This window comes from Mesorhizobium sp. M0500, assembly GCF_040321165.1.
Classification (GTDB): domain Bacteria; phylum Pseudomonadota; class Alphaproteobacteria; order Rhizobiales; family Rhizobiaceae; genus Mesorhizobium.
The window spans coordinates 77,811-103,866 of the sequence record NZ_JAMYRB010000007.1; the positions used below are offsets into that span (position 1 = coordinate 77,811).

At 62.0% G+C, this 26,056-nt stretch carries 26 protein-coding genes and 1 pseudogene; 19 read left to right on the forward strand and 8 right to left on the reverse strand.

The genetic code is table 11. The features are described 5' to 3' along the window. Positions 1-13: 13 nt before the first annotated feature. Positions 14-592 (reverse strand): NUDIX domain-containing protein, encoded by a 579-nt coding sequence (locus tag NKI70_RS15340; RefSeq protein ID WP_352570881.1) that lies wholly within the window; start codon positions 590-592, stop codon positions 14-16. A gap of 152 nt (positions 593-744) precedes the next feature. Here NKI70_RS15340 and NKI70_RS15345 point away from each other — a divergent pair, with 152 nt between their 5' ends. The 8 genes and pseudogenes from NKI70_RS15345 (at position 745) to NKI70_RS15380 (ending at position 7,942) form a co-directional block, all read left to right on the forward strand. Next, complete coding sequence (locus NKI70_RS15345; RefSeq protein WP_352570880.1) at positions 745-1,848, forward strand: NADH:flavin oxidoreductase/NADH oxidase; 1,104 nt, start codon at positions 745-747, stop codon at positions 1,846-1,848. A gap of 607 nt (positions 1,849-2,455) precedes the next feature. After that, entirely contained in the window at positions 2,456-2,773 is a 318-nt protein-coding gene (locus tag NKI70_RS15350) for an SH3 domain-containing protein (RefSeq protein ID WP_352570878.1), read from the forward strand. Between the two features lie 62 nt (positions 2,774-2,835). Next, positions 2,836-3,129 (forward strand): DUF982 domain-containing protein, encoded by a 294-nt coding sequence (locus NKI70_RS15355; protein WP_031211240.1) that lies wholly within the window; start codon positions 2,836-2,838, stop codon positions 3,127-3,129. Between the two features lie 28 nt (positions 3,130-3,157). Further along, complete coding sequence (locus NKI70_RS15360) at positions 3,158-3,397, forward strand: DUF2188 domain-containing protein (RefSeq protein WP_023674770.1); 240 nt, start codon at positions 3,158-3,160, stop codon at positions 3,395-3,397. Between the two features lie 164 nt (positions 3,398-3,561). Then, positions 3,562-4,645: pseudogene (locus tag NKI70_RS15365) on the forward strand (ABC transporter ATP-binding protein). A gap of 33 nt (positions 4,646-4,678) precedes the next feature. After that, on the forward strand, positions 4,679-6,004 hold the full coding sequence (locus NKI70_RS15370) for an ABC transporter substrate-binding protein (RefSeq protein ID WP_352570877.1): 1,326 nt from the start codon (positions 4,679-4,681) through the stop codon (positions 6,002-6,004). A gap of 191 nt (positions 6,005-6,195) precedes the next feature. Beyond that, positions 6,196-7,047, forward strand: a complete 852-nt coding sequence (locus NKI70_RS15375) for a carbohydrate ABC transporter permease (RefSeq protein WP_376705884.1) — start codon at positions 6,196-6,198, stop codon at positions 7,045-7,047. 1 nt (position 7,048) lies between these two features. Continuing rightward, a complete protein-coding gene (locus NKI70_RS15380) occupies positions 7,049-7,942 on the forward strand; it encodes a carbohydrate ABC transporter permease (protein ID WP_023674766.1) in 894 nt (297 codons plus the stop codon). A gap of 92 nt (positions 7,943-8,034) precedes the next feature. Here the strand turns inward: NKI70_RS15380 and NKI70_RS15385 are convergent, their stop codons facing one another. Beyond that, complete coding sequence (locus tag NKI70_RS15385) at positions 8,035-9,021, reverse strand: alpha/beta fold hydrolase (protein WP_352724715.1); 987 nt, start codon at positions 9,019-9,021, stop codon at positions 8,035-8,037. Positions 9,022-9,170: 149 nt separating this feature from the next. Here NKI70_RS15385 and NKI70_RS15390 point away from each other — a divergent pair, with 149 nt between their 5' ends. The 9 genes from NKI70_RS15390 (at position 9,171) to NKI70_RS15430 (ending at position 18,863) form a co-directional block, all read left to right on the forward strand. Next, positions 9,171-9,920, forward strand: coding sequence for a competence/damage-inducible protein A (locus NKI70_RS15390; RefSeq protein WP_352570874.1), 750 nt, complete (start codon positions 9,171-9,173; stop codon positions 9,918-9,920). A gap of 78 nt (positions 9,921-9,998) precedes the next feature. Further along, entirely contained in the window at positions 9,999-10,832 is an 834-nt protein-coding gene (locus NKI70_RS15395) for a universal stress protein (protein WP_023674763.1), read from the forward strand. A 128-nt stretch (positions 10,833-10,960) separates the two neighbouring features. Beyond that, positions 10,961-11,461 (forward strand): xanthine phosphoribosyltransferase, encoded by a 501-nt coding sequence (gene gpt, locus NKI70_RS15400; RefSeq protein WP_023674762.1) that lies wholly within the window; start codon positions 10,961-10,963, stop codon positions 11,459-11,461. Between the two features lie 221 nt (positions 11,462-11,682). Then, entirely contained in the window at positions 11,683-12,171 is a 489-nt protein-coding gene (locus NKI70_RS15405) for an NUDIX hydrolase (RefSeq protein ID WP_352458592.1), read from the forward strand. A gap of 646 nt (positions 12,172-12,817) precedes the next feature. Continuing rightward, the gene (locus tag NKI70_RS15410; protein ID WP_352724717.1) at positions 12,818-16,582 is read left to right on the forward strand and encodes a vitamin B12-dependent ribonucleotide reductase; all 3,765 of its coding nucleotides are present in this window, start codon (positions 12,818-12,820) and stop codon (positions 16,580-16,582) included. A 145-nt stretch (positions 16,583-16,727) separates the two neighbouring features. Next, complete coding sequence (locus NKI70_RS15415; RefSeq protein WP_352724718.1) at positions 16,728-17,042, forward strand: hypothetical protein; 315 nt, start codon at positions 16,728-16,730, stop codon at positions 17,040-17,042. Next, positions 17,039-17,665: an ImmA/IrrE family metallo-endopeptidase gene (locus tag NKI70_RS15420; protein ID WP_352724719.1), complete on the forward strand. Its 627-nt coding sequence runs from the start codon at positions 17,039-17,041 to the stop codon at positions 17,663-17,665. The genes NKI70_RS15415 and NKI70_RS15420 overlap by 4 nt, the downstream gene beginning before the upstream one ends. Positions 17,666-18,203: 538 nt before the next feature. Continuing rightward, positions 18,204-18,410, forward strand: a complete 207-nt coding sequence (locus tag NKI70_RS15425; protein WP_352724720.1) for a type II toxin-antitoxin system HicB family antitoxin — start codon at positions 18,204-18,206, stop codon at positions 18,408-18,410. A 72-nt stretch (positions 18,411-18,482) separates the two neighbouring features. Beyond that, the gene (locus tag NKI70_RS15430; RefSeq protein ID WP_352724721.1) at positions 18,483-18,863 is read left to right on the forward strand and encodes a VOC family protein; all 381 of its coding nucleotides are present in this window, start codon (positions 18,483-18,485) and stop codon (positions 18,861-18,863) included. 435 nt (positions 18,864-19,298) lie between these two features. Here the strand turns inward: NKI70_RS15430 and NKI70_RS15435 are convergent, their stop codons facing one another. Then, positions 19,299-20,318 (reverse strand): GH25 family lysozyme, encoded by a 1,020-nt coding sequence (locus NKI70_RS15435; protein WP_352724722.1) that lies wholly within the window; start codon positions 20,316-20,318, stop codon positions 19,299-19,301. Between the two features lie 251 nt (positions 20,319-20,569). Here NKI70_RS15435 and NKI70_RS15440 point away from each other — a divergent pair, with 251 nt between their 5' ends. Continuing rightward, positions 20,570-21,484, forward strand: coding sequence for a hypothetical protein (locus NKI70_RS15440; protein WP_352724723.1), 915 nt, complete (start codon positions 20,570-20,572; stop codon positions 21,482-21,484). A gap of 13 nt (positions 21,485-21,497) precedes the next feature. Here the strand turns inward: NKI70_RS15440 and NKI70_RS15445 are convergent, their stop codons facing one another. The 5 genes from NKI70_RS15445 to NKI70_RS15465 all read right to left on the reverse strand — a co-directional run bounded on the left by NKI70_RS15445 (position 21,498) and on the right by NKI70_RS15465 (position 24,259). Continuing rightward, positions 21,498-21,710, reverse strand: coding sequence for a hypothetical protein (locus NKI70_RS15445; protein ID WP_023674755.1), 213 nt, complete (start codon positions 21,708-21,710; stop codon positions 21,498-21,500). Positions 21,711-21,829: 119 nt separating this feature from the next. Continuing rightward, positions 21,830-22,228 (reverse strand): GFA family protein, encoded by a 399-nt coding sequence (locus NKI70_RS15450; RefSeq protein ID WP_352724724.1) that lies wholly within the window; start codon positions 22,226-22,228, stop codon positions 21,830-21,832. Positions 22,229-22,424: 196 nt separating this feature from the next. Continuing rightward, entirely contained in the window at positions 22,425-23,381 is a 957-nt protein-coding gene (locus tag NKI70_RS15455; protein ID WP_352724725.1) for an alpha/beta fold hydrolase, read from the reverse strand. Positions 23,382-23,403: 22 nt separating this feature from the next. Then, entirely contained in the window at positions 23,404-23,889 is a 486-nt protein-coding gene (locus NKI70_RS15460) for an SRPBCC family protein (protein ID WP_352724726.1), read from the reverse strand. A gap of 121 nt (positions 23,890-24,010) precedes the next feature. Further along, positions 24,011-24,259 carry a ParB N-terminal domain-containing protein gene (locus tag NKI70_RS15465; protein ID WP_023674751.1) on the reverse strand — a complete coding sequence of 83 codons (249 nt, stop codon included), beginning with the start codon at positions 24,257-24,259 and terminating at the stop codon, positions 24,011-24,013. Between the two features lie 156 nt (positions 24,260-24,415). Here NKI70_RS15465 and NKI70_RS15470 point away from each other — a divergent pair, with 156 nt between their 5' ends. Beyond that, positions 24,416-26,056 (forward strand): N,N-dimethylformamidase beta subunit family domain-containing protein, encoded by a 1,641-nt coding sequence (locus NKI70_RS15470; protein WP_352724727.1) that lies wholly within the window; start codon positions 24,416-24,418, stop codon positions 26,054-26,056.

A 26,056-nucleotide genomic window follows, 5' to 3' on the forward strand; every position in this document is an offset into this window, starting at 1 on the left:
TTGTGAGATCCCCTCACTTCCCAATCGGGTTCAGCTTTAAATGCTGGATTAAAATAATCGTCTTGGCATCGATGATCCGACCGTCGTGGATGCCGGCCAGTGCTTCGTCGAGCGGCATTTCGAGAACTTCGATGTCTTCGCCTTCGTCCTGCGCACCGCCGCCGTCGGAAATGCGGTCGGCGGGCGAATAGCGGGCGACGAAGAACCAGAGCCGCTCGGTTACGCTTCCGGGGCTCATATAGGGTGAAAACAGCCGCTGCACGTCCTTCAGCCGGTAGCCGAGTTCCTCCTCGGCCTCCTTGCGGATGCAGGTTTCGGGATCGTCTTCGTCGAGCAGGCCGGCACAGGCCTCGATCAGCGGCTCCTTGTGGCCGGTGACGTAGGCCGGGTAGCGGAACTGCCGCACCAGAAGCACCGTCGAACGCTCCGGATCGAAAGGCAGGATCACCGCGCCGTCGCCGCGATCGTAGGTCTGGCGGGTGTGCGTTTCCCATTTGCCGTCGCGCCGGCGGTAGTCGAAGACGGTCTTTTTCAAAACCGCCCACTCGTCGGAAAGGACTTCCTCGGAGCGGATGCGAATGCGATCTTCCATGGTGGACTCCCTGCTGCCGCGGCAAGGCGTAGCCGCGAACGGCGGTTCGCGCAATCGGGTCACCAATTGGTCCAGAGGACGTTTCACCGTCTCGTGTCTGGCGCTGGCACAATCGGCTGCATAAATAGCGGCAACCCTTTCCGGAGTTTTTTATGACCTCATCTCTTTTCCAGCCGATCACCCTCGACGGCCTCACCTTCCCCAACCGCATCGCGGTCGCGCCGATGTGCCAGTATTCGGCCGAGGACGGCTCGGCCAGCGATTGGCACCTCTATCACTGGATGAACCTGGCGATGTCCGGCGCCGGCATGGTCACCGTCGAGATGACCGATGTCGAACGGCGCGGCCGCATCTCGCATGGCTGTCTCGGCCTCTATTCCGAGGACAACGAGGCGGCGGCGCGACGCACGCTGGATGCAGCCAAGCGTGTCGCCGCACCGGGCACGAAATTCGGCACGCAGCTTGCCCATGCCGGCCGCAAGGCCTCGAACCGCAAACCCTGGGAGGGCGGCGGCCCGCTGCATGCCGATCAGGATCCGTGGCCGATCGTGTCGGCCTCGGCCATCGCCTACGACACCGGCTGGCAGGTGCCGCGGGCGCTGGAGGACGACGAGATCCTGCAAATCATCGAACGCTTCGCAGAAGCGGCACGGCGGGCCGAGCGCGCCGGCTTCGACTTCATCGAGCTGCATGCCGCGCATGGCTATCTGATCTTCCAGTTCCTGTCGCCTCTCTCCAACCGGCGCACCGACCGCTGGGGCGGCTCGCTGGAAAACCGCATGCGTTTCGCCGTCGAGATCGCCAAGGCGGTGAAGAAGGCGGTGCCCAGGCTGATGCTGGGCGCGCGTCTGTCGATCAAGGAATGGGTCGATGGCGGCTTCGAGGTCGAGGATGCGATCGAAGTGGCAAAAGCGCTGAAGGAAGCCGGCGTCGCCTATCTCTGCTGCTCGAGCGGCGGCAATTCACCGTTGCAGAAGCTGCCCTCCGGGCCCGGCTACCAGGTTCATCTGGCCGAAGCGGTGCGCAAGGCCGTCGGCATCCCGACGCGGGCCGTCGGCCTGATCGACGATCCGAAACAGGCCGAGGCGATCGTCGCCGACGGGCGCGCCGACATGGTGGCGCTGGCGCGCGCCTTCCTCGCCGATCCGCGCTGGGGCTGGCGCGCCGCGGCCACCTTCGGCGAAAAAATCCACCCGGCGCCGCAGCTTGCCCGCTCGGTGACGACGATGCAGCATTGGATGAAAGCGGCGAGCTGAAGGGGCGGGTTCTCGTCTCACCGGAAGGCGCGGGTAGTGTCTCAGTTTGAAATTTGACGGGCTGCTATTAGGCATCGGCCGATTGGTCGCGCCACGCGCCGAACTCCTATATGCTTACCGGAAAGCATGGAGTGATTGAGCGGTGGTCCGATGCCTTGTCAGAATTGAAAACGAAGCAACGATGTGGACGTTCGCATCAATGCCTGTAGTAGGTGACCGGGTACACATGCCATCAGGCGATAGTCTGGCCATGTATGCGGTGACCGAGATAACGCATGTCCCGCAGCCGGCCACAGCAAGCGCGGAGAAAGTGCCGCTAGTGTTTGTCACTCTGGAAGGTGCAGGGGAGTAACAACAAGAGTGCGGCCTGATAGATAGAGCAAGCCGGCGTTCGCCCGAATGGTAAGGCCATGGCAAACCATGTCTTTAGAGAGACTGCGGTTCGACTCCCGTCGCCGGTAGGCCGCCTTCCAGAAGCGGCCTTTTTCATGTGAGAATTTTCAAACTGAGACACTACCAAGGCGCGCCACAGCTTCGCTTTGATCCTCTGCCGTTGTATGATGCGCAAAGGCTGCGGGTGGCGCGGCTGAGCTGGGGGAGCGAAACCATGTCTTTCAGAGGGATTTATGCTGCGGCTGCCGCCGCGGTGTTGGCCGGGCTGTCGTTCGCCGCACCGACGCCGGCCGAGGCGCAATATTGCGAAGGTACGGTGCACGGACTTTCCAGGCACTACAATCTGGCAACGGGAAGCGGCTTTCTCGCCGTTCGAGCCCGACCGAACTCGTCGTCGCGCATGATCGGGCAATTATTCAACGGCGACCAAACCGAGATCTTCGACCGCCGCGGAAGCTGGTACAAGGTCGATTTCGGCGGCCGCACCGGCTGGGCGAATGCACGCTGGCTGCGCAACGACTGCGGCTATTGAGCTATTTTCGCCTGAGCTAAAATAGCAGTTGCAACCAAATCGGCCGCTCCGCGTTGGCGGCGATGATGGACAGCAAGCCATTTGAAAAGCCGGTCGTGGTCGAACTCGGCCATGTCGGCAAATATCGGCAGATCCGCAGCGCCCAGGAGGCGGCGGAGTGCCTGATGACGGTCTGGCCACTCAATCGCGGGCCGCGTCATCGTGATGCCCTCGACACTTGCCTAAAAGTGCTGGAAGGTTATCGTTCGACGGCGGATGCGCGCCGGGCACTGATCGAAGCCGCCAGGGAATCGGACGTGCTGGTCACAGACGACAGGCTGCCAGACGACAGACTGGCCGACGATAGGCTGCATTGAGGCAACGGGCTTTCAACCGGAGGGTTTCATGGCGAAACTGACCTACAAGATCGTCGAGCATGACGGAGGCTGGGCCTACAAGGTCGGCTCGACATTCTCCGAAACGTTCCCAACCCATCAGGACGCGTTGCGCGCCGCCGAGATCGCTTCGGCCGAACAGCAGGTCGCCGGCAATACCGACGGCATCCAGTACGAGGACGCCGACGGCAAATGGCACGACGAGCTCGCAGATGGCCGCGACCGGCCGCAGACGGAGGTTTCGGATTAGGGTGTGTCGATATCCAGGTGATGCCGGGCTGCTTTACAGGTCGGTTTGGTAGCGCTACCGTCTCACATCGCGCGTGACCGGAGAGGAGCCTGGGCGCTGTCGCGGTCCAGGCAGGAAAGCGGTTTCCTTCGAAGTCGTTGCGGGAATCAATCGGGAGGAGATCGATGGCGTCTGTCGCGATCGGCGATGTCTACAAATCATTTGGGACCGTCGAGGTCCTGCACGGGGTCAGCGTCGATATAGACGACGGCGAGTTCGTCACGCTGGTCGGTCCTTCGGGTTGCGGAAAGTCGACCCTTCTCAGGATGATCGCCGGCCTGGAAAAGATCTCGCGCGGCCAGATCGCGATCGGCAAACGTGTCGTCAACAACGTTGCGCCAAAGGAGCGCGACGTCGCCATGGTCTTCCAGAACTATGCGCTCTACCCGCATATGACGGTCGCCGAGAACATGGCGTTCTCGCATGCTCAAGGGCGTTCCCAAGACGGAGAGCGATGCCGGCGTGCGGCGCGCGGCCGAAATCCTGGGACTGGTGCCGCTGCTCGACCGCTATCCGCGCCAGCTTTCCGGCGGCCAGCGCCAGCGCGTCGCCATGGGCCGGGCGATCGTACGCGACCCGCAGGTCTTCCTGTTCGACGAGCCGCTCAGCAATCTCGATGCCAAGCTCCGGGTGCAGATGCGCGCCGAGATCAAGGAACTGCACCAGCGCCTGAAGACGACGACGGTCTACGTCACCCACGACCAGATCGAGGCGATGACCATGGCCGACAAGATCGTCGTCATGCATGACGGCATCGTCGAGCAGATCGGGCCGCCGCTCGAGCTGTACGACCGGCCGAACAATCTCTTTGTCGCCAGCTTCATCGGCTCGCCCGCCATGAACATGCTCAGGGGCGAGATCGTAAGCGACGGCTCGCCGTCATTTCGCGGCGCCGGAGGGATTTCGGTCCCGTTGGCCTCGGCACTTTCCATCGGCAATGGTGAGCCGGTCGTGCTGGGGATACGGCCCGAGCATTTACGGCTGTCCGACCATCAGGGCATCCCGGTCACCGTCGTGGTGGTCGAGCCGACAGGGTCCGAAGTGCAGCTCATCGGCCGCACCGCCGGCGGCGAGGAGATCGTCGCAAACTTCCGGGAACGCCATTCCTTCACGCCAGGCGAAACCATCCGGCTTACGGCCGAGCCTGGCCTCATCCATCTCTTTCACGGCAAAACCGGACAGCGGTTCGAAACACCCATCGGGCAGTAGGACGGCAAGGACAATAAGCAGGAGGAAGCGAGCATGAAATTCACCAGACGCGACGTGATCCGCACCACCGCCGGTGCGGCGGCGGGAGCCTTGGGAAGCCGGTTCATCGGCTCTCCCGCCTTTGCCCAGGAGGGGTTGAAGTACAAGCCCGAGGACGGCGCCAAGCTCAGGCTGCTGCGCTGGTCGCCCTTCGTGCAGGGCGACGAGGATCAATGGCTGGCCAACACCAAGCGCTTTACCGAAGCGACCGGTGTCGAGGTCCGCGTCGACAAGGAAAGCTGGGAGGACATCCGCCCCAAGGCGGCGGTCGCCGCCAATGTCGGCTCCGGCCCGGACCTGATGTTCGTCTGGTTCGACGACCCGCACCAATATCCCGACAAGCTGCACGACGTGACGGAACTGGGCGAATATCTCGGCTCGAAATATGGCGGCTGGCACGATGGACCGCACCAATATGCGACACGGCAAGGCAAATTCCTCGGCCTGCCGCTGGCGACCATCGGCAATGCCATCGTCTATCGCGAAAGCTGGGTGAAGGAGGCCGGCTTCTCCGAATTTCCGAAGGACACGGCAGGCTTGCTCGAGCTTTGCAAGGCATTGCAGGCAAAGGGGCACCCGGCCGGCTTCACGCATGGCCACGGCGTCGGCGACGGCAACAACTACGCCCACTGGCTGCTGTGGAGCCATGGCGGCCAGATGGTCGACGAGAGCAGCAAGGTGACGATCAACAGCCCCGAGACGCTGAAGGCGATCGAATACGCGCAGGAGCTCTACAAGACCTTCATTCCCGGTACCGAAAGCTGGCTCGACGTCAACAACAACCGCGCCTTCCTGGCCGGCGAATTGAGCGTCATCGCCAACGGCATTTCGGCCTACAACACCGCCAAGATCAACAAGGACAAGGATCCGAAGCTCACTGAGATAGCCAAGGACATCCGCACCACCAACCTGCCGATCGGCCCGGTCGGGAAATCCGTCGAGCTGTTCCAGGTGACCACGGCCGTGATCTTCGACTACACGCCCTACCCCAACGCCGCCAAGGCCTACCTGCAGTTCATGTTCGAGGATCCGCAGATGTCGCAGTGGATCACGTCGTCGGCAGGCTATTGCTGCCAGACGCTCAAAGCCTTTGACAACAACCCGGTGTGGACGGCCGATCCGAACAATGCCGCCTACGCCAAGGCCTCGGCGACGCTGCGGCCCAACGGCTATGCCGGCCCGCTTGGCTATGCCTCGGCAGCGACCATGGCCGACTATGTGCTGGTCGACATGTTCGCCAAGGCGGTGACCGGCCAGGCGACGCCGCAAGAAGCGATGGAAGAAGCCGAGAAGCGCGCAAACCGCTACTATCGCGTTTGAGCCGGGTTCAGCCGGGCAGCCATGCTGCCCGGCTGGCTTTGGACTGCGTCGCGGCCGCCCGCCGATCAATGAGACCTTAGAGGAGCCGACCCATGGCCGTGACCTCCGCTGCCGTTCAGCCACGCCGGTCGACGCTGTCGCGCATTCTAGCGTTCGTGTCTGAAAGTCATAACGCGCTTGGCTTCGGCTTCATGCTGCCGGCGGCGGCGCTGCTGCTGGTCTTCCTGACCTATCCGCTCGGGCTCGGCGTCTGGCTCGGCTTCACCGATGCCCGCATCGGCCGCCCCGGCATCTTCATCGGTATCGAGAACTACGAATATCTGTGGGATGACGCCGTCTTCTGGCTCTCCGTTTTCAACACCTTGCTCTACACGATCAGCGCCTCGATCCTGAAGTTTGCGCTCGGCCTGTGGCTGGCGCTTATCCTCAACCAGAACCTGCCGTTCAAGTCGTTCTTCCGCGCGATCGTCCTGCTGCCCTGGGTGGTGCCGACGGTGCTGTCGGCGATCGCCTTCTGGTGGATCTACGATTCGCAATTCTCGATCCTGTCCTGGGCGCTTATGGAAATGGGCCTGATCGACCATCGCATCAACTTCCTCGGCGATCCCGAGAATGCGCGGGCTTCGGTCATCGCCGCCAATGTCTGGCGCGGCATTCCTTTTGTGGCGATCACGCTGCTTGCCGGCCTGCAGACGATTCCGCAGTCGCTCTACGAGGCCGCCACGCTCGACGGCGCCAGCCGCTGGCAATTGTTCCGCTATGTGACGCTGCCGCTGCTGACGCCGATCATCGCCATCACCATGACGTTTTCGGTGCTGTTCACCTTCACCGATTTCCAGCTGATCTATGTGCTGACGCGCGGCGGGCCCGTGAACGCCACGCATCTGATGGCGACGCTGTCGTTCCAGCGCGGCATTTCCGGAGGCCAGCTTGGCGAAGGCGCCGCGATCGCAGTTGCCATGATCCCGTTCCTGCTGGCGGCGATCCTGTTCAGCTATTTTGGCCTGCAGCGTCGCAAATGGCAGCAGGGCGGCGGAGATTGACATGACCGCGATCGAAACGAGCAAACGCCCGGAACTCGACGAAGGCGGCATGGGCTACCTGCAGAGTTTGCCGCGCCGCGTGGTGACGGTCTACCTGCCGTTGCTGATCTTCGTCATCGTGCTGTTGTTTCCGTTCTACTGGATGACGATCACGGCGGTTAAGCCCAACCTCGAGATGACCGACTACGCCAATTTCAATCCGTTCTGGGTGGTGCATCCGACGCTCGAGCATATCCGTTACCTGCTCTTCGAGACGTCTTATCCGGGCTGGCTGCTCAACACGATCATCATCTCGACCGCCGCCACGTTCCTGTCGCTGCTGGCTGCGGTGTTCGCTGCCTATGCGATCGAACGCTTGCGGTTCTCCGGGGCGCGGCAGGTCGGCCTCGCTGTGTTCCTCGCCTATCTCGTGCCGCCCTCGATCCTGTTCATTCCGCTATCTGTGATGGTGTTCAACCTTGGTCTTTACGACACGCCGTTCGCGCTCATCCTCACCTATCCGACCTTCCTGATCCCGTTCTGCACATGGCTGCTGATGGGTTATTTCCGCTCGATCCCGTTCGAGCTGGAAGAATGCGCGCTGATCGACGGGGCGAGCCGTTGGCAGATCCTCACCAAGATCGTGCTGCCGCTATCGGTGCCGGGCCTGATTTCCGCCGGCATCTTCGCATTCACGCTGTCATGGAACGAGTTCATCTACGCCTTGACCTTCATCCAGTCGTCCGAAAACAAGACTGTGCCGGTTGGCGTGCTCACGGAGCTGGTGCGCTCGGACGTCTATGAATGGGGGGCGCTGATGGCGGGAGCGCTGATCGGCTCGCTGCCGGTCGTGGTGCTCTATTCGTTCTTTGTCGAGCACTATGTTTCCTCGATGACCGGAGCCGTGAAGGAATAGCCAGCATCGTGATTGGGTTCGGAGGTATTCCCGGCGGCCGGGAATGCCTGGGGTAGGCACCCTGCCGGCCGAGGCTACGTTCCGGGAGGGTGTCAGCTGCCGGTGTCGGACTTCGGCGCAAATGCGCGCTCGGCAATGCGTTCTATGAAAGCGACGACCCGTTCCGGCTCGACGAATTGCGGCATGTGACCAAGCCCCTCGACAGGCTCGAAATGCAGCCCCCTGATCTTTTCCATCACCGGCCGGCCTTGAATATCGATGCCCAGCACGCGGTCGGAAGCACCAAACAGAATGCCGGCCGGCATGGTGATCTCGCGATAGCGTTGCTCGATGCGGCCAAGGTCGTGCTCGATGGCCACGACATCGGTCGACGTTGCATAGAAATGGCTTGGCCTCAGCCCGCACCAGCCGCCGCCCTCGACCATATAGTCGGCCGGCGCCGTCTGCGGCGCGAAAATGAAGGCAAGCGTCGCTTCGGCATATTTGAGAGCCGCCGGGATCGCCACCGTATGAGCCATGATCCGGCGCCGCAGCGGCGACTTGATGTACAGCGGGCCGAACTTCTCGCGCGCGTCCGGCTCCAGATGGGTCAGCGGTGCCAGCAAGGCGATGCCGGAAATCGCCGTGGGATGCTCGATAGCCAGCGTCAGCGCGATGGCGCCACCCAGCGAATGACCGACGACCAGAGGCTTTTCCAGCCCAAGCGCGTCGATAAAATGCCGCACGATCTCGGCCTGCTCGGGCAGCCGTCCGCTGGCGCCCCTGGCCCGCACCGAATAGCCGGAGCCCGGACGGTCGAGCGCGATCAGCCGATAGTTCGGGCCGAACCGTCCGAACAGCGTGTGGCCGAATTGATGAAGCTGCGCGCCGAGGCCGTGCAGGAAGACGATCGGCCGCCCCTCGCCCGTCTCGACATAATGGATGCGGTTGCCGTCGATCTCGATGAATTTGCCACTGGCCGGCACCAGCCTTTCGGCCTTCGCCGCGATCCGCAGCGTCGCCAGCATCGGATAGGCTGCCATGACGAGCGCCAGCAGAAACAGCGCGCCGGGTAGCCATAGCAGAATCGATGCCGGCATGTCTTGCTCAGGGCTCCAAACCGGCACGCAGCATCACCCGCCGACGGGTGCACTGCAAGGGAGGTGGCACAGGTAGATCCGTCATTTGGCGGCATTGCCGCCGGCCGTTTGCCGCGCTATCTCAGGCGACCCGTTTGCCGGAGCCAGTCATGACCGAAATCGTCACCGCCGCCATGCTCGTCATCGGCGACGAGATTCTGTCCGGCCGCACCAAGGACAAGAACATCGGCCACCTCGCCGACATCATGACGGCGATCGGCATCGACCTGAAGGAAGTGCGCATCGTTGCGGACGAGGAAGACGAGATCGTCGCTGCGGTGAATGCGCTGCGCACCCGCTATACTTATGTCTTCACCACCGGCGGCATCGGCCCGACGCATGACGACATCACCGCCGATTCGGTTGCCAAGGCCTTTGGCGTGCCATGCGAATACGACGCCAAGGCCTACGCCCTGCTGGAGGCAAGCTACGCCGCCCGCGGCATCGAATACACCGAAGCGCGCAAGCGCATGGCGCGGATGCCGCGCGGGGCAGACCACATCGATAATCCAGTGTCGGTTGCGCCGGGCTTTCGCATTGGCAACGTCCATGTCATGGCCGGCGTGCCGGCGATTTTCCAGGCGATGCTCGACAATGTCGTGCCGACATTGCGGGCCGGCACCAAAATGCTGTCAGCAACCGTGGAATGCCCGTTCGGCGAAGGCCTGATCGGCGGGCCGCTGGGCGACATCCAGAAGGCGCATCCGGACACGATCATCGGCTCCTACCCGAAATATGGCGACGGCAAGTTCTGGACGGAACTGGTGGTGCGCGCCCGCAGCCAGCAGGCGCTGGACTCCGCACGCGCCGACGTAGAGGCTATGGTGGCGGGCTTGATCAAGGCAAGCCGAGTGGGCTGATCGGCCGGCCTGACGGAACCAGCATCGCGCAGTGACGTTTGTCACGAGTGGGATCGCCGTAAGAAGTGAGGGACTGCCATGCGCTTCAAGACCATCGTCGCCATATTGCAGAATGAACAGGATGCCGAGCGCGTCCTCGACTGCGCGATCCCGCTGGCCGGCCGATTCCAGAGCCATCTGATCGGCATCCATGCCGAGGCGCTGCCCGTGCCCTACACCTCTGCCACCGGCTTTCCGGACACCGAGTTCCTGCAGGTTTCCGCCGATATGAACCGGGAGCGCGCCGAGAAGTTGCAGGCCGCCTTTCACAGGCGCATCGAGGATTCCGGCCTGTCGTTCGAGTGGCGCAGTCTCGAGAGTTTTTCCGGCGACAGTGCGCTGACCGGCATCTCGACCGTTCGCACCGCGGACCTGATCATCGCCGCGCAGCGCGAATCGGGCAGCGATCCGAGCGCCGACGTCGACACGCTGGTCTACGATGCCGGCCGGCCGGTGCTGGTGGTGCCGCATTCGGGTCCCCTCGTCACCAGCTTCAAGCACGTGCTGCTCGCCTGGAACGGCAGCAAGGAAGCCGCGCGCGCGGCCTTCGATGCCCTGCCCTTCATCATCGAGGCCGAGAAGACGGACATCGTCGTCATCGACCCGCCGGATACGCTCGACGAGGCGCCGGAAACAGCCGGCGCAGAGATCGCCGCCTCGCTGTCCAGGCATGGCGCGACCGTCAGCGTCTCAGTGCTGAGGTCCGGCGGCGCTTCCGTTGACGACATCATCCAGACCAGGGTCGCCGAATCGGGCGCGGACCTGCTTGTGCTCGGCGCCTACAGCCATTCCTGGCTGCGCCAGCTGCTGTTCGGCGGGGTGACGCGAACGGTGCTGCGCACCGCACCGGTGGCGGCTTTCCTGTCGCGCTAGGTCTGCAGGGATCGCTGACAGGACAATCGCCTTGCCGCGCCCTTGCCAAGAGCAAGCCTTTCCAGTTAATTCCGCGCGCATTCCATCATGTTCTAGCGCGCAATGCGCGCTTGCGGAGTGCGCGAGAGATGTCCCTGCCCGAAAAAGCCTTCCCGGTCTCCTGGGACCAGTTCCACCGCGACGCGCGCGCGCTCGCCTGGCGGCTTGCCGGCGCCAACAAGGGGCAATGGAAGGCGATCGTCTGCATCACGCGCGGCGGCCTGGTTCCGGCCGCCATCATTTCGCGCGAGCTTGGCATCCGCATCATCGAGACGGTCTGCGTCGCCTCCTACCACGATTATACCAGCCAGGGGCAGTTGCAGGTGCTGAAGGAGGTCACGCCGGCGCTGCTCGCCGATGACGGGGCCGGCGTGCTGATCATCGACGACCTCACCGACACCGGCAAGACGGCGGGCATTGTGCGCGCGATGATGCCCAAGGCGCATTTCGCCACCGTCTATGCCAAGCCGAAAGGCAGGCCGATGGTCGACACTTTCGTCACCGAGGTCAGCCAGGACACCTGGATCTATTTTCCCTGGGACATGGGCTTCACCTACCAGAAGCCGATCGCCGATGACCACGCCGGCTGATTCGCGCAACGCCGCTTGATGCACCGAGTCCGCCCAGGGGACCTCCGCACACCGATAAAGGCGTGGCGCGACGCTGCTGCAGTCGCGCCATTAGGCTGAGATCGGCGCAGATTGACGGAATCTGGCCGATCCGTGAAACATTTTTTACTTTCATTGCTTATAATTAGCCGTAAGATTCGTGAGACGGCAAATGATTCTGGAAGCTGGGGCAAGCTTCTCCGATGTTGACGAGGCCAACGACGCACAACCATAAGGCCGAAAGGGTCCGGCGACTCTTCGGCGCGGTGCCGTCCCGCCTTCAGGTTGCAGCCCTGCCCTGGCGCGATGGCGGCGACGGCGTCGAAATCATGCTGATCACCAGCCGCGATACCGGCCGCTGGGTGCTTCCCAAGGGCTGGCCGGAAGCAAAGGAGCCGCTTTGCGAGGCGGCGGCGCGCGAAGCCGGCGAGGAGGCCGGGCTGCGCGGCACGATCTCGCATCACGAGGCCGGCCGCTATTTCTATGCCAAGCTGCTGGATTCCGGCGAGGAAGTGCCGTGCGAGGTGCTGGTCTTCCCACTGCAGGTCGACAAGGTCGCCGACCGGTGGAAGGAAAAGCGGGCACGCACCCGCAAGTGGGTCAGCGCCGCCGAGGCTGTGCGCATGGTCAACGAACCCGACCTCAGCCAGATCATCGCCCATTTCTGCGCGGATCCGCATCGGTTCTCCTGAGTCTCAGTCGCGCATAGCCTATCGCTCAGGTGCTGTGAACGTCGTTGCCGAAGCGCCTCCACCCAAAGCCGACCCTTCCTTGCGCTCCGCTTCTATCCCCGTTATCCACATGTGTGACACACAAGATGTGGGGGTCATAAAAGCTACGCAAACGAATCCTTGACGTCGCAAAACGAGTCGCCTTTTATAGGCCATGCGCTCTTGTTGAGAGTGCGACCGGAAAAGTTTCGAGGCCGGTCTTTTTCCCGGAATATGTGCGTTTTGATCCGCGTTCCCGCCTGTTTACGAGGCCGGCGAATGCGTGGGATTTTGAAGCCTTGGGGGGCGAGAGGGGAGGATTGTCGGACTTGAATAAATTGTCTGTTAATACTATATTTAGTGTTTGCAGGTAGGTTCGACGCTAGATAATGTGAAGTTCCCTCGACCGAGGGCGTTACAAAAAGTTTTCAGCTTTGAGGGACCCACAGGGTCCGTGAGCGCGTTGGACAGCGGCCTCGCAAGAGGTTCGACCGGCAGGGCGGCGGAGACTGTGATGATGAGAGCCGGCGGGTTTCGAACGCCGGCAGACGGCGGACATGCGCGTTTCGTCAAGAGGGCAGAAATCCTCTGGGAAAAGCGCTATATGTAGACAAAAGGGACCGGACCAATGCGCATCGAGCGTCGTTTCACCAAGCCAGGGCAATCAGCTTACGCGGAGATCGAATTCCGCAAGGCGCTTTCCGAGATCAAGAATCCGGATGGCTCGGTGGTGTTCCGCTTGGACAACATCGACGTGCCGGCGCAGTTCTCCCAGATTGCCGCCGATATCCTGGCGCAGAAATATTTCCGCAAGGCGGGTGTTCCCGCACGGCTGAAGAAGGTCGAAGAGACGCAAGTCCCCTCCTTCCTGTGGCGCTCCGTCGCCGACGAGGCTGAACTGGCCAAGCTGCCGGAAGCCGAGCGCTACGGTTCCGAGATCGACGCCCGCCAGGTCTTCGACCGGCTTGCCGGTACCTGGACCTATTGGGGCTGGAAGGGCGGCTACTTCAAGTCGGAGGAAGACGCGAGCGCCTTCCGCGACGAGCTCGCCTATATGCTGGCCACCCAGCGCGTCGCGCCGAACTCGCCGCAATGGTTCAACACCGGCCTGCACTGGGCCTATGGCATCGACGGTCCGAGCCAGGGCCATTTCTATGTCGACCCGTTCACCGGCAAGCTGACCAAGTCGAAGTCTTCCTACGAGCACCCGCAGCCGCATGCCTGTTTTATCCAGGGCGTGCAGGACGACCTCGTCAACGAGGGCGGCATCATGGACCTGTGGGTGCGTGAGGCGCGCCTGTTCAAATACGGCTCCGGCACCGGCTCCAATTTCTCGTTCCTGCGCGGCGAAGGCGAAAAGCTGTCCGGCGGCGGCCGCTCGTCGGGGCTGATGAGCTTCCTCAAGATCGGCGACCGCGCGGCGGGCGCCATCAAGTCGGGCGGCACGACGCGTCGCGCCGCGAAAATGGTCATCGTCGACGCCGATCATCCCGATATCGAGGAATTCATCGACTGGAAGGTCAATGAGGAGCAGAAGGTCGCCTCGCTGGTCACCGGCTCGAAGATCGTCAAGAAGCATCTCGAAGCGATCATGAAGGCCTGCATCAACTGCGAAGGCAATGGCGACGACTGCTTCGACCCGGCGGTCAACACCGCGCTGAAGCGCGAGATCAAGGCGGCCAAGAAGGACGCGGTGCCGGAGAACTACATCTACCGCGTCATCCAGTTTGCAAAGCAGGGCTACACCTCGATGTCGTTCAAGACCTACGACACCGACTGGGATTCGGACGCCTATCTCACGGTTTCCGGCCAGAATTCCAACAATTCGGTGTCGCTGAAGGACGATTTCCTGCGCGCCGTCGAGCAGGACGGCGACTGGCATCTCACCGCCCGCAAGGACGGCAAGGTACTGAAGACGCTGAAGGCGCGCGATCTCTGGGAAAAGATCGGCTATGCCGCCTGGGCATCGGCCGATCCGGGCCTGCATTTCAACACGACGATGAACGACTGGCACACCTGCGCCTCGGCCGGTGCGATCCGGGCGTCCAACCCGTGCTCGGAATACATGTTCCTCGACGACACCGCCTGCAATCTGGCCTCGATCAACCTTCTGCCCTACCGCAATGCCGACGGCACGATCGACATATCAGCCTACGAGCACACGGTGCGGCTGTGGACCATGGTGCTGGAAATCTCCGTCATGATGGCGCAGTTCCCGTCGAAGGAGATCGCCAAGCTTTCCTACGAGTACCGCACGCTCGGCCTCGGCTACGCCAATATTGGCGGCCTGCTGATGACCTCGGGCATTCCCTATGATTCCGACGAGGGCCGCGCCATCTGCGCCGCCCTCACCGCGATCATGACCGGCACGGCCTATGCCACTTCGGCTGAAATGGCCGCCGAGCTCGGCGCCTTCCCCGACTACGACCGCAACGCGCAGAACATGCTGCGCGTCATGCGCAACCACCGCCGCGCGGCCTATGGCGAAAGGGACGGCTACGAGAAGCTAGCCGTCAACCCGGTGCCGCTGGTCGCCTCCGATCTCAGGCAGCAGGAGCTTGCCGACCATGCCAAGGCCGCCTGGGACCGCGCCATCGAGCTCGGCGAGGAGCATGGCTACCGCAACGCGCAGGCAACGGTGATCGCGCCGACCGGCACGATCGGCCTGGTGATGGATTGCGACACCACCGGCATCGAGCCCGACTTCGCGCTGGTAAAATTCAAGAAGCTCGCCGGCGGCGGCTATTTCAAGATCATCAACCGCGCGGTGCCCGAAGCGCTGCGCACGCTCGGCTATTCCGAGGCCCAGATCGCCGAGATCGAGGCCTATGCCGTCGGCCACGGCAATCTCAACCAGGCGCCGGGCATCAACCCCGGCTCGCTCAAGGCAAGAGGCTTTACCGACGAAAAGATCGCAGCACTCAATGCCGCGCTGAAGTCGGCCTTCGACATCAAATTCGTCTTCAACCAGTGGACGCTGGGCGCCGACTGGGTGAAGGAGACGTTCGGCTTCACCGACGAGCAGCTCAATGATTTCTCGTTCGAGATGCTGCCGGCGCTGGGCTTTTCGAAGAAGGACATCGAGGCCGCCAACATCCATGTCTGCGGGGCGATGACGCTGGAAGGCGCGCCGTTCCTGAAGGCCGAACACCTGCCGGTGTTCGACTGCGCCAGCCCGTGCGGCAAGATCGGCAAGCGTTCGCTGTCGATCAACAGCCACATCATGATGATGGCGGCGGCGCAGCCCTTCATCTCCGGCGCCATCTCCAAGACCATCAACATGCCGAACGACGCGACGGTGGAAGACGCCAAGGGCGCCTACATGCTGTCGTGGAAGCTGGCGCTGAAGGCCAACGCGCTCTATCGCGACGGCTCGAAGCTGTCGCAGCCGCTCAACGCCTCGTTGCTTGCCGACGTCGAAGACGACGAGGACGAAGCCATCGAGCAGCTGATCGCGGCGCCGGCCGCACAGCGCGCCGTGCAGGTGACCGAGAAGATCGTCGAGCGCGTCGTCGAGCGTCTCTACCGCGACCGCGAGAAACTGCCGAACCGCCGCAAGGGCTATACCCAGAAGGCGGTCGTCGGCGGCCACAAGGTCTATCTGCGCACTGGCGAGTTTGATGACGGCCGTATCGGCGAGATCTTCATCGACATGCACAAGGAAGGTGCCGCCTTCCGGGCGATGATGAACAACTTCGCTATCGCCATCTCGCTCGGCCTGCAATATGGCGTGCCGCTCGAGGAATTTGTCGAGGCCTTCACCTTCACCAAATTCGAGCCGGCCGGCATGGTGCAGGGCAACGACGCCATCAAGAACGCCACGTCGATCCTCGACTACGTGTTCCGCGAACTGGCTGTCTCCTATCTCGGCCGCCACGATCTCGCCCATGTCGACCAGTCGGATTTCGACAAGACGGCACTCGGACGCGGCATCAACGAAGGCAAGGCAACGCCCTTCTCCAAGGGCCTGACCCGCGGTGCCTCGCCGGTCAAGCTGGTGTCGGGCATGGGCGCCGAGCCGAAAGGCTTTGCGGGTTCCGGTTCCGGAACTCCAGCCCGTACCGCCCCGACCGCCTTCTCCGGCTCCAACGTGCTGACGCTGAAGCCCGCCAGCGACGAAGCCATCGCCTACAAGCGCGACTACGAGGAGCGCGCCAGGGAACTGGTCGAGGACATCGTCTACGCGGAAGCCTCCGACCCGACGGAGCTGTTCACCGACGAGGCCGCGAAAGAAGCAGCCGAAGCCAAAGCGCTCGCCGCCAACCGGCGCCAGCAGTCGCTGATGCAAGGCTACACCGGCAACGAATGCTCGGAATGCCACAACTTCACGATGGTGCGGAACGGGACTTGCGAGAAGTGCGATACTTGCGGGGCCACGAGCGGGTGTAGCTGAGACCAACAGCGCCTCACTGCAGCGGATTTGCGGCAGTGAGGTTTTTTTTCGAGGGAGCGTTTCACCTGCAGGTGAAAAAAGAAAGGGAATCAAAATGGCGGAAAAAACTCTGACGGCGTTTGGGTCCGCATGCCGGGAAATCAGAATGGCACGAAAGCTGCGGATGATTGATCAAGCAAAGGAGATCAAGTGCTCGCCTTCTTTTATCTCAGCTGTTGAGACTGGAGGAAAACAGGTTCCAGAAGGGTACGTTGAAAACTTTGGAAATTGGCTGAAATTGGACGTGATTACAAGAAAGCACTTACAAGCTCTCGCTGATGCTCGAATAAACGTTATTCGATTTACACCGATCAACAAAGAACGCGCCGCTCTCGCTAGAAGATTGTTTAGGAAGATCAACAAGATGTCTCCAGACGAGATTCGAAAACTTGATGCGGAACTTCCAGGAGACGAAAGATGAGCCACGACTATTGCGTGTCCGCCAAGAGCCGCGCTGATATTGAGATACTAGCAGCGGCATGGCGCCAAGCACTGCACATAGGAACAACTTGCCAAGCCCCTGATATGGCTAGTGTCCTTGAAAATGAAATGCCACGGCTTTTTGGCGATTTCGCACTTGTCGTGAAAGACGATCATCTTATGGACGATGCAGAAGGATATACCGAATTTGATCCGCCTCGCATTGTCTTGTCAGCAACAACATATCAAGCTGCAGCGGACTTCGAGGGCCGTGGCAGGTGGACGGCTGCGCACGAGCTGGGGCATTTGGTCCTTCACAAGTCTGCCGTTCCTCTTGATCGAGCTCCCAAACGATACTCTCAAATGAAGGAGTTACCTGCGTACGCGAGCGCAGAGTGGCAAGCTAACGCGTTTGCGGCCGCATTTCTCATGCCGGAGACTCTAGTTCGCGATTTCACCGACATCTCGGAAATTGTGACGTTCTTCGCAGTCAGTCGGAAAGCTGCCGAGAACCGCCTCAAAACCCTTGGGATTTCAGAGCCAATCATAGTTCCGCATCAGGTCAAAGCGGCAATCGGACTGCTGCAAACCAAGGCTGAAGAAACACCAAAGCCGGCTCGTTAAGGCCGGCTTTGGATACCGCGAAGAAGCCGAAGCCCACGCGGGGCGAAGAGGTTTGATTTCCCTCTCCTGTAGCAAGGTTATTATAGGGGAATATCATTCTCGGAGTCGAGGTAGCTTTGGCGCATCACACCTATGAGAAAATGCAATGTCAGACAAAGAGCGTAAAACCTTCGACGTAGGCAGGGACTCCAAATCTGGTCATTTTGTGCCAGTGAAAGAGGCCGAACGCCGGCCTAGCACTACGACCGTTGAGCGAGTTCCGAAGCCCGGATACGGTGACACGAGAAACGAGCCGTCCAGGAAAAAATAAGCCGCTGCGTATATCGAGTCCCTTCTCCCCTAGTGGGAGAAGGTGGGTCGGCGCGCAGCGCCGAGACGGATGAGCAAGGGGTGTTCCAGCTTGGCATAGAGGGGCACTTCGTCCTACACCCTCATCCGTCTTGGCGCTTCGCGCCATCACCGCCAAGCCCGTCTGAAGAGGTTGCGCCAGGAACCCTGAACAGCATCCTCAAGCAGTCCGGTCTGAAGGAGCGATGACATGCGTTACGTGGTGGTGATTGAAAAAGCCGGAAACAATTTTTCCGCTTACGTGCCGGATCTGCCCGGCTGCATCGCCACTGGTGCGACCGTGCCTGAGGTTGAAGCCGAAATTCGTGACGCGATACGCTTTCATATCGAAGGCTTGCGTGCCGATGGACTGGATGTGTCCAAAGGGGTCAGCCTGGCTGAATATGTCGAGGCATAGAGCCGGGCAAAATGTGGTGCTGCAGGGTTGCGGCGTCCCGCTTCGAGTGTCAGAGTCCCGCGATGGTGCGGAATGATTGATCACATAACGGTTGCAGTGAGCGATCTGCAGAAGAGCAAACTCTTCTACGAAAGAGCTTTTGGACCTTTGGGATATCGCCTTTCCTTTGGTAAGCAGGGGGTGTTTTGGGCTTTTGATATCGGCAGCGGCAGCTTGTTCGAGATTCAACATTCGGACAGCAAACCACCGCTGACCCGTGTGCACGTCGCTTTCCGGGTAAATGGCAGGGCAGCGGTTGACGCGTTCTATCGAGCTGCCCTCGACGCAGGTGGCGCAGACAATGGTGTACCCGGCCCGCGTCCGGAATATGCAGAGAATTACTATGCCTGTTTTGTACTTGATCCCGATGGCTACAACATTGAAGCCATGCTCAATGAGCCAGTGACGGAATGACGAGGGGCAATCCTCTCGTCGTCATCCTAGGGCGGAGCAGGAGCGAAGCGACGTCGCGGAGACCCTAGGATCCATGCCGTGCCTTCCGAGCAGCGCGGCAGTGCAGAAGGTACGAAACGCCGGCGGGACAGCGCCCTGCCGGGCATTTCCCCCAGAGAGACCGGCTTCGCCAATCTTCGACGTCGTGAAAGGGCGCTGCCAATCTCGTGGATGGGAGCGAGGAGCGGAAGCCATTGCTTGGCTTTCCGAGCGACGAATGTCCGGCAGAGCAGAGGAGGCACCGGCACTCGTTCTGCATCGCTGCATTCTTAGGCGACCATCACGGCATGGATCCTAGGGTCTCCGCGACGTCGCTTCGCTCCTGCTCCGCCCTAGGATGACGACCGCGGAGAGGCTTCGGCTAAATCACCAAAGCTGGAATAGGCGCGACCGCCCTCATTCCGCCTCGGCCACCATCTGCCGTCCGCCAGTCCAGTCGCGCCAGGCCCTCTCGTCGCCGTGGAAGACGTTGAGGTCTATGCGGCCTCTTACGCCGTGCGACAGGCCGGAGCCGGAATATTGCCAGAACAGCCATTTGCGGTCGGGATAGACCTTTGACGGGTGCGCCGCCACGGCGCGCAGCCAGAACGGATAATCGGGGAAGGCGCCCCTGAGATTGTCACGGTAGAAGTCGGGCGCGGTGTAAATGATCGGGCGCTGGCCGTAGTAGCGCTCGAGCTTGTCCATGAACACCTGCATCTTTTCCAGCACCTTTTGCCGCGATGGGCGGCGCTTGCAGCTGGAGTCGCCGTTCCACTCGACGTCGATCACCGGCGGCAGCGCACCCTCGACCCGCGGCACGTTGCGGATGAACCAATCGGCCTGCTCGCCGGCGGTGCGGCACCAATAGAAGAAGTGATAGGCGCCGCGCTTGAGGCCGGCGGCGTCGGCACTGCGCCAGTTTCTGGTGAACATCGGGTCGAGATGATCGCCGCCGTCGGTGGCCTTGATGTAGGCGAAATTGGCGCCCTGGGCACGCAGCTTTCCCCAGTTCACATTGCCCTGCCAGCGCGAAACGTCGACGCCGTGGACGGCGAGACGCCTCGGCGAGGATGCCTTGCCGAAATTGATCGGCTTGGCATCGCGAAAACCATAGCGCGTGACCGGTTCGGCAAGCATTGCTGGTGCCGCGCGTGTCAGCCGCTTCGGCGGCGACATCAGCGCGATCACCTCGGCCGGCGGTTCGACGTCCTGATCGGGTACGTCCATCGCGACCGGCTGTTCGTCCTGCTCCTGTTCGGCAAAAGCGGGCGCAGCATCAGTTTTCGCCACGGACGCCACCGGCGCGGGTGGCCGCACAACCGAGCTGGTGGTCTCGCTGGACGGCACTTGCAGCGCATCGACGCCGGAGGTTGACGTGCAGCCGGCAAGGCACAGCGCTGCGATCGAAAAGATGACGACGGCTGATAACCGCATCTGGACCTGTACGCAAAACACAACAGACCGAAGGCAGGACAACGCCGCCGGACAAACCAAGCTGGATTCCTAACAAGAAACTACCAACAAAGTTTGAATCGAATTGTTAGGGCTTTGCAGCGGGACGTTGGCCGGGCGGAGGTGTGCTGTCCCTCCAATGTTCGGCCACGTCGCTGCCTCGGCTTGACAACGCACGGCATGAGATTAGTCTCTACTAATCTTACGGTGTAAGGCACCACGTGGAGGACGTCATGCAGCCCGCCGCCCTGTCAGAATTGCAGCCCGTAGTCCCGCCGGAGCCATGCTCGCCCGCCATCGGGGTCGACGAGATACCTCGCAACCTCAGTCGCGCCATCGAACGCGCCGAGGTCAATGCGTGGCTCGATCTCTATCGCGCCGCCCCGGCAGACTTTGCCGCAAGGCAAGGCCTTGCCATCGCCGAAGATGGCGATCTCGTCTGGACCACCTGCACGACGATCCCGTTCATCCATTTCAACTGTGTCAAAAATTTCGGCGTCGAGAGCGCGGCCACCGAGAGCCGGCTCGACGCGCTTCTGGCGCATTATCGCGACGCCGGCATTCTGCGGCCCTGGTTCTACACCAACCCACACACCGAGCCCGCGACGCTCAGCTGCTGGCTCGAGGCGCGCGGCCTGCAACGTCAGGACGGCTGGGAACGCATCTTTCGCGACGCCACGCCATTGCCCGCTGAGCCGCTTTTCCCGACGGAGGATGTCTCGGTCGAGCGGGTGACGCCGGCAACGGCAAGGGAATGGGCTGGGTTCATCGACAGCCAATATCGGTTGCCGACCTCACCGTGGTTGCTGGCGCTGGCCGGCCGGCGCGGCTGGCATCATTACATGCTGCGGCGGGAAGACGCGGTGGCGGCGGTGCGCTCGATGTTCATCGGCGCCGACGGCATGGCCTGGAGCGGCATCGACGCGCCGGTGCCCGGCATCATGGCGCCGAGCTTCGACCTCGATGCAATGCTCGGCGAAGCGATGGTGCGCGACGGACTTGCGGCCGGTGCAAAACTGTTCGTGGCCGATATCGAGGCGCCGCGAGCCGAACGTGAGGGGCCAGCCTACCGCAACTATGCACGCCTCGGCTTCAAGCTTGCCTATTTCCGCAGCCATTACAGCTATTTGCCGGCAAATTCCGGCTGACCGTTTCAAGACCCTAGCTGCACAACCACAGCTTGTGACAGGTCGTGGCCATGAGGTGGGCCGGCGGTACAAAGCGATCGTTGACCGGCGCATCATCGTCTACCCGGCGGACCTTTTCTTCGAGCAACGTGCGAAGTTGTGCCGGTTGCACGCGGTCGCGCTCCATTACCAGCTTGATCATCGGATCGCTCAAGAGTTCATCCAGGGTGTTGATGCTGTCGTTCATCCGTCGCCTCCTCGACTGCCTGCCCGCACGCCGATAGATAGGCAGCAATGATGGCCCGCCAATGACGCTTTGCCGGCTATCTCGTGTCGCTTCGGATTAAATTTTGTCCAGATTCCACCTCAAGCCGGAGGTGGCGCGCCTTCAAACTGCGGCAGGCCGTCATCGATCTGCACCCAGGGCTGCTTCGAGGCGGTCCAGATATGCATCTCAGGCCTGAACAACGAGGGATCATCGAGCGAGCCGGTGGTGATGCCGATAATGCCGGCGGAATCGCGCCGGGAAAACATCGTCGTGCCGCAGCGCGGGCAAAAGCCGCGCTTGAGATCGGGCGAGGAATTCACCGTCGCCAGCGGTCCCTCGACCGTCACATCATCGATGCGGAACAGCACGCGCGCGTTGAAGGCGGCACCCAGCGCCTTCTGGCACAACCGGCAATGGCAGACGCGCTCATTGATCGGTGCCGCCTCGGCGCGGTAGCGCACCGCGCCGCACAAACACCCGCCCTGATATCTTGCCATCACCCGCGTCCCTGCCCTGTGAGGATAGGCGGCATACCTACCGATAGGCGTGGCAGCGTCAATTGAAAAGCTTTGATGGCGCCATCTATAGCTGTGATGCGGCCAATACACGATTGGCCGATGCGCCGGGCCAAGGCCCCATAGGCGAAATGCCGGCCATCTCGCGGAAGACGGCCGGCAGACAATTGACTGGGCGTCAGTTCGTTTCGTTGACGACCTCGTCCCAGGTCTTGACCTTGGTCTGGCCATTGAGGAACGGCAGCGCGGCAGCTGTCAGTTCCGGCGCGAAGAACACATCGTAGTGGGTGCGGTTCGGCACGATCGCCATGCGGTTCTGCGACAGGTTCTCGCGCATCCAGCCGGCGTCCTTCAATCCGCCGCCGAGCATCTGGTAGAACTTGATCTCGTGCTCGGGCCGGTACATGTCGCTGTCGCCGAACACCAGCATCACCGGCATTTTCAGCTTCGGCACGTCGGCCGAATAGTCGTAGTCCTTGCGCATATAGGCGCCGAGCTGGTCGAGCAGTTTCGGAAAATCCTCCGGATGCGGCGCAACCGCGACGTAGGATTTGTACATCGGTGTGTCCTTCATCATGTCGGCCATCGCCGCGCCGACCTGTGCCTGCTGGCCACGCATCTCGGCATAGAAGCCGTCCGCGGCGTAGCCGGTCGAGACCAGCACCAGGCGGCGCACCGTTTGGGGATGCTGGACGGCCATGCGGAAGGCGACGCCGCCGCCCAGCGAATAGCCCATCACGTCGACCTTGTCGTAGCCGAGCGCCTTGACGATCGCCGCCATGTCGTCGCCCATCGCCTCCAGGCTGAGCGGCCGGTCGCCGAGCGCGGTGCGGCCATGGCCCTGCAGGTCGACCCCGATGACGGTGCGGTTTTCGGTAAGCTTCGGCAGGATCGGCGCGAACATGTCGGTCGTGCCGAGACCGCCATGCAGCAGAAGCAGCGGCTCGCCCTTGCCGTAGACGGCGTAATAATAGTTCAGGCCGTTAATCGGCAGCAGGCCGGATTTTTCCGGCGTCGGCAGTGTTGCGGTTGCGGTCGTCATGGCGGGCTTGGCCTCCTCTGCGTTGATGGTGCCCGGCGCGGCAAACAGCGCGGCGGCCGAGGCGAAAATGGCGAAAAATACCGATCTGGACATCAGTCTCCCTCTCCCGTTTGCATCAAAGTCGCTTGGCGACCTCCTCAAGCTGTTCGGCGCACTGGCCCCAGCCCTCGTGAAAACCCATTTTCTCGTGCTGTTCGCGGTCGGCGACCGACCAATGCGCGACGCGGGCAATGTAGCGGGTCTTGCCCTCGCCCTCGTCCTCGAAGGTCAGCACGACCGTCATGAACGGCTTTTCGGACGGCTCCCACGCCTTCGTATAGGCATCGGAGAAGACGAGCTTTTTGCCCGGTACGACTTCGAGGAAGATGCCTGGATTCGGGAACTCCTTGCCGTCGGGATCGGCCATGACGACAAGGGTGGAGCCACCGGTCCGCACATCCATTTCGGCGCGTGGCGTCATCCACGGCTTCGGCGAGAACCATTGCGTCAACAGCTTTGGCTCGGTCCAGCAGCGATAGACGTTCTCGTGCGGCGCATCGATGATGCGGGCGAGAACCAGCTCGCGATCGGAGTTGGGGGCGATGTCGAGCTTGGTGGTCATGATGTTTCCTCACATGTCGGATTTGGCTTCCGTGTCTAGGACGAACCGACAACACGCAAGCCGACACGGTCCGCGAAAAAATCCGCGGGACAGGAGATTCGAACGACGGAATTAAGTGGCTTCAGTGGCGCTTGGCTTGCACCAGATAGGCGTCGATCTCGGTCTCGCCGAGCCACTTGGCGGCTTCCAGCCGATGCAACCCTTCGACCAGGATATGGCGCTTGCCGTCATGGCGCACCTGGATCGGCATCTTCATGCCGTTTTCCAGAATGTCCTCGGCCAGATGGCGGACAGTCTCGGGATGCAGCGTCTTCTTGCGCGCCGTCGGCACGTAGATATCGTTGACCCTGACCTTTTGCACTCTCAGCATATCGGCTCCCGTGGCGGACAAGGCCGCCCTTTGTGAGATAGTCTGTTTGGCCGGCAAGGCCAAGCGAGCAGCCCGGCAATGGCTGGCCCGATCGTTTCCAATTGACGCTTGGCCGGCGGATGGCCGAAATGGCGGCCTTCGACCTTAGCGGTGTTCATGAACCATCTGCCGACCGAGTTTCCCGATTTCGGACTGACGCCGGAGCAGCGACGCCAGGCGGTGCGCAGCCATTACTGGGAATGGCCCGGTATGGATGGCAGGCGCGGCGAAATCTGGTGCTACAGCGACCGTTTTTCCTACCGTCCTGGCGACATGGTGGCACTGCATGTCAGTTCGACGGCCGCCAGTTTCGGCATCGCGATCATCCGCGACGGCGGCGCGGAAACGACAATGTTCGAAGGGACCGGAATCGCGGCGCGCTGGCAAGATACGCCGGACCAATGTTCGGTCGAAGGCTGCGGCTGGCAAGCGTCGTTCGAGTTTCGCATCGGCGACGACTGGCCATCCGGCGCCTATCGCGTCACGCTTGAAGCGGACGGTCGCGACGGCAAGCCGATCCGCTGTCATCACCTTTTCATCGTCTCGCCGCAGCCCGGCAAGAAACCCGGCCGCGTGCTGCAGGTGGCTGCCACCGGCACCTGGCTCGCCTACAATACATGGGGCGGTTCCAACCATTACGAAGGCATCACCGGGCCAGGCCGGGACCAATATGCACGAATGGTGTCGACCCAACGGCCGTGGTGCCGCGGCTTCGTCGTGCTGCCCAGGGACGCGCCGCGCGTGCCGCTCGAAGTCGCCGTGCCGCCGAAAACCGTGCCGCGCTATCCGCATATGGAATGGGCCTTTGCTACCGGCCATTCGAAGAAATACGCCTCGTCCGGCTGGGCAAGCTACGACAGCCATTTCTTCCGCTTCGCCGAGCGTGCCGGCTACGCCGTCGATCTCGCCAGCCAGCACGATCTGCATTTTTCGCCCGACATTCTCGACGGCTATGACTGCGTCGTCTTGGTCGGCCACGACGAATATTGGACCTGGGAAATGCGCGATGCGGTCGACACCTATGTCGAGCGCGGCGGTCATGCGGCGCGCTTTGCCGGCAATTTCATGTGGCAGACCAGGCTGGAGGACGAAGGCCGCCGGCAGGTCTGCTACAAATACCGCGCCCGCGCCGAGGACCCGGCCTATCGCGGCGGCGATATAAGGCGCGCCACCAATTCCTGGGAAGCGCCGGAAATCGGCCGGCCGGGTGCGGCGACCTTCGGCCTCAACGCGACAAGAGGCGTCTATGCCGGCTGGGGCGGCTGCGCGCCGCGCGGCGTACGCGGCTTTCCGGTCTACCGGCCGGAGCATTGGGCGTTTGCCGGCACCGGCATCTACTATGGCGACCTGCTCGGCGCCGACAGCCATGTCTATGGCTACGAGGTCGACGGGCTCGATTTCGAGATCCGCGGCGGCCTGCCCTACCCCAAGCCCGACAGCGGTGCACCGGACGGGCTGCAAGTGCTGGCCGTCGGCATGGCGAGCCAGGTCGAGGAAAGCGCCGACATTGCGTTCGAGGACCAGTTTCTCGGCGACGAGGACGGACGCTTCACCGCCGAGACGCTGTTCGGCGAGGCAAGCGATGCCAACCTCGACAAGGTCAAACGCGGCAACGGCATGATCGTCAATTTCCCGCGAGGCAAAGGCGAGGTGTTTCACGCCGGAAGCTGCGAATGGGTTGCCGGCCTGCTAAGGCAGGATGCGATGGTCGAGCGCGTCACCAGAAATGTCCTCGACCGCTATCTTGGAAAGCCATGA

Excerpts from the sequence above, each read along its gene's own strand:
- NKI70_RS15355 (WP_031211240.1), top strand. The coding sequence starts at position 2,836 with ATGATGGACAGCAAGCCATTTGAAAAGCCGGTCGTGGTCGAACTCGGC.
- NKI70_RS15350 (WP_352570878.1), top strand. The coding sequence starts at position 2,456 with ATGTCTTTCAGAGGGATTTATGCTGCGGCTGCCGCCGCGGTGTTGGCC.
- NKI70_RS15425 (WP_352724720.1), top strand. The coding sequence starts at position 18,204 with ATGCGTTACGTGGTGGTGATTGAAAAAGCCGGAAACAATTTTTCCGCT.
- NKI70_RS15410 (WP_352724717.1), top strand. The coding sequence starts at position 12,818 with ATGCGCATCGAGCGTCGTTTCACCAAGCCAGGGCAATCAGCTTACGCG.
- NKI70_RS15380 (WP_023674766.1), top strand. The coding sequence starts at position 7,049 with ATGACCGCGATCGAAACGAGCAAACGCCCGGAACTCGACGAAGGCGGC.
- NKI70_RS15390 (WP_352570874.1), top strand. The coding sequence starts at position 9,171 with ATGACCGAAATCGTCACCGCCGCCATGCTCGTCATCGGCGACGAGATT.
- NKI70_RS15405 (WP_352458592.1), top strand. The coding sequence starts at position 11,683 with ATGTTGACGAGGCCAACGACGCACAACCATAAGGCCGAAAGGGTCCGG.
- NKI70_RS15450 (WP_352724724.1), bottom strand. The coding sequence starts at position 22,228 with ATGGCAAGATATCAGGGCGGGTGTTTGTGCGGCGCGGTGCGCTACCGC.
- NKI70_RS15395 (WP_023674763.1), top strand. The coding sequence starts at position 9,999 with ATGCGCTTCAAGACCATCGTCGCCATATTGCAGAATGAACAGGATGCC.
- NKI70_RS15360 (WP_023674770.1), top strand. The coding sequence starts at position 3,158 with ATGGCGAAACTGACCTACAAGATCGTCGAGCATGACGGAGGCTGGGCC.
- NKI70_RS15470 (WP_352724727.1), top strand. The coding sequence starts at position 24,416 with ATGAACCATCTGCCGACCGAGTTTCCCGATTTCGGACTGACGCCGGAG.
- NKI70_RS15375 (WP_376705884.1), top strand. The coding sequence starts at position 6,196 with ATGCTGCCGGCGGCGGCGCTGCTGCTGGTCTTCCTGACCTATCCGCTC.
- NKI70_RS15460 (WP_352724726.1), bottom strand. The coding sequence starts at position 23,889 with ATGACCACCAAGCTCGACATCGCCCCCAACTCCGATCGCGAGCTGGTT.
- NKI70_RS15385 (WP_352724715.1), bottom strand. The coding sequence starts at position 9,021 with ATGCCGGCATCGATTCTGCTATGGCTACCCGGCGCGCTGTTTCTGCTG.
- NKI70_RS15420 (WP_352724719.1), top strand. The coding sequence starts at position 17,039 with ATGAGCCACGACTATTGCGTGTCCGCCAAGAGCCGCGCTGATATTGAG.
- NKI70_RS15435 (WP_352724722.1), bottom strand. The coding sequence starts at position 20,318 with ATGCGGTTATCAGCCGTCGTCATCTTTTCGATCGCAGCGCTGTGCCTT.
- NKI70_RS15370 (WP_352570877.1), top strand. The coding sequence starts at position 4,679 with ATGAAATTCACCAGACGCGACGTGATCCGCACCACCGCCGGTGCGGCG.
- NKI70_RS15340 (WP_352570881.1), bottom strand. The coding sequence starts at position 592 with ATGGAAGATCGCATTCGCATCCGCTCCGAGGAAGTCCTTTCCGACGAG.
- NKI70_RS15440 (WP_352724723.1), top strand. The coding sequence starts at position 20,570 with ATGCAGCCCGCCGCCCTGTCAGAATTGCAGCCCGTAGTCCCGCCGGAG.
- NKI70_RS15465 (WP_023674751.1), bottom strand. The coding sequence starts at position 24,259 with ATGCTGAGAGTGCAAAAGGTCAGGGTCAACGATATCTACGTGCCGACG.
- NKI70_RS15445 (WP_023674755.1), bottom strand. The coding sequence starts at position 21,710 with ATGAACGACAGCATCAACACCCTGGATGAACTCTTGAGCGATCCGATG.
- NKI70_RS15345 (WP_352570880.1), top strand. The coding sequence starts at position 745 with ATGACCTCATCTCTTTTCCAGCCGATCACCCTCGACGGCCTCACCTTC.
- NKI70_RS15415 (WP_352724718.1), top strand. The coding sequence starts at position 16,728 with ATGGCACGAAAGCTGCGGATGATTGATCAAGCAAAGGAGATCAAGTGC.
- NKI70_RS15455 (WP_352724725.1), bottom strand. The coding sequence starts at position 23,381 with ATGTCCAGATCGGTATTTTTCGCCATTTTCGCCTCGGCCGCCGCGCTG.
- gpt (WP_023674762.1), top strand. The coding sequence starts at position 10,961 with ATGTCCCTGCCCGAAAAAGCCTTCCCGGTCTCCTGGGACCAGTTCCAC.
- NKI70_RS15430 (WP_352724721.1), top strand. The coding sequence starts at position 18,483 with ATGATTGATCACATAACGGTTGCAGTGAGCGATCTGCAGAAGAGCAAA.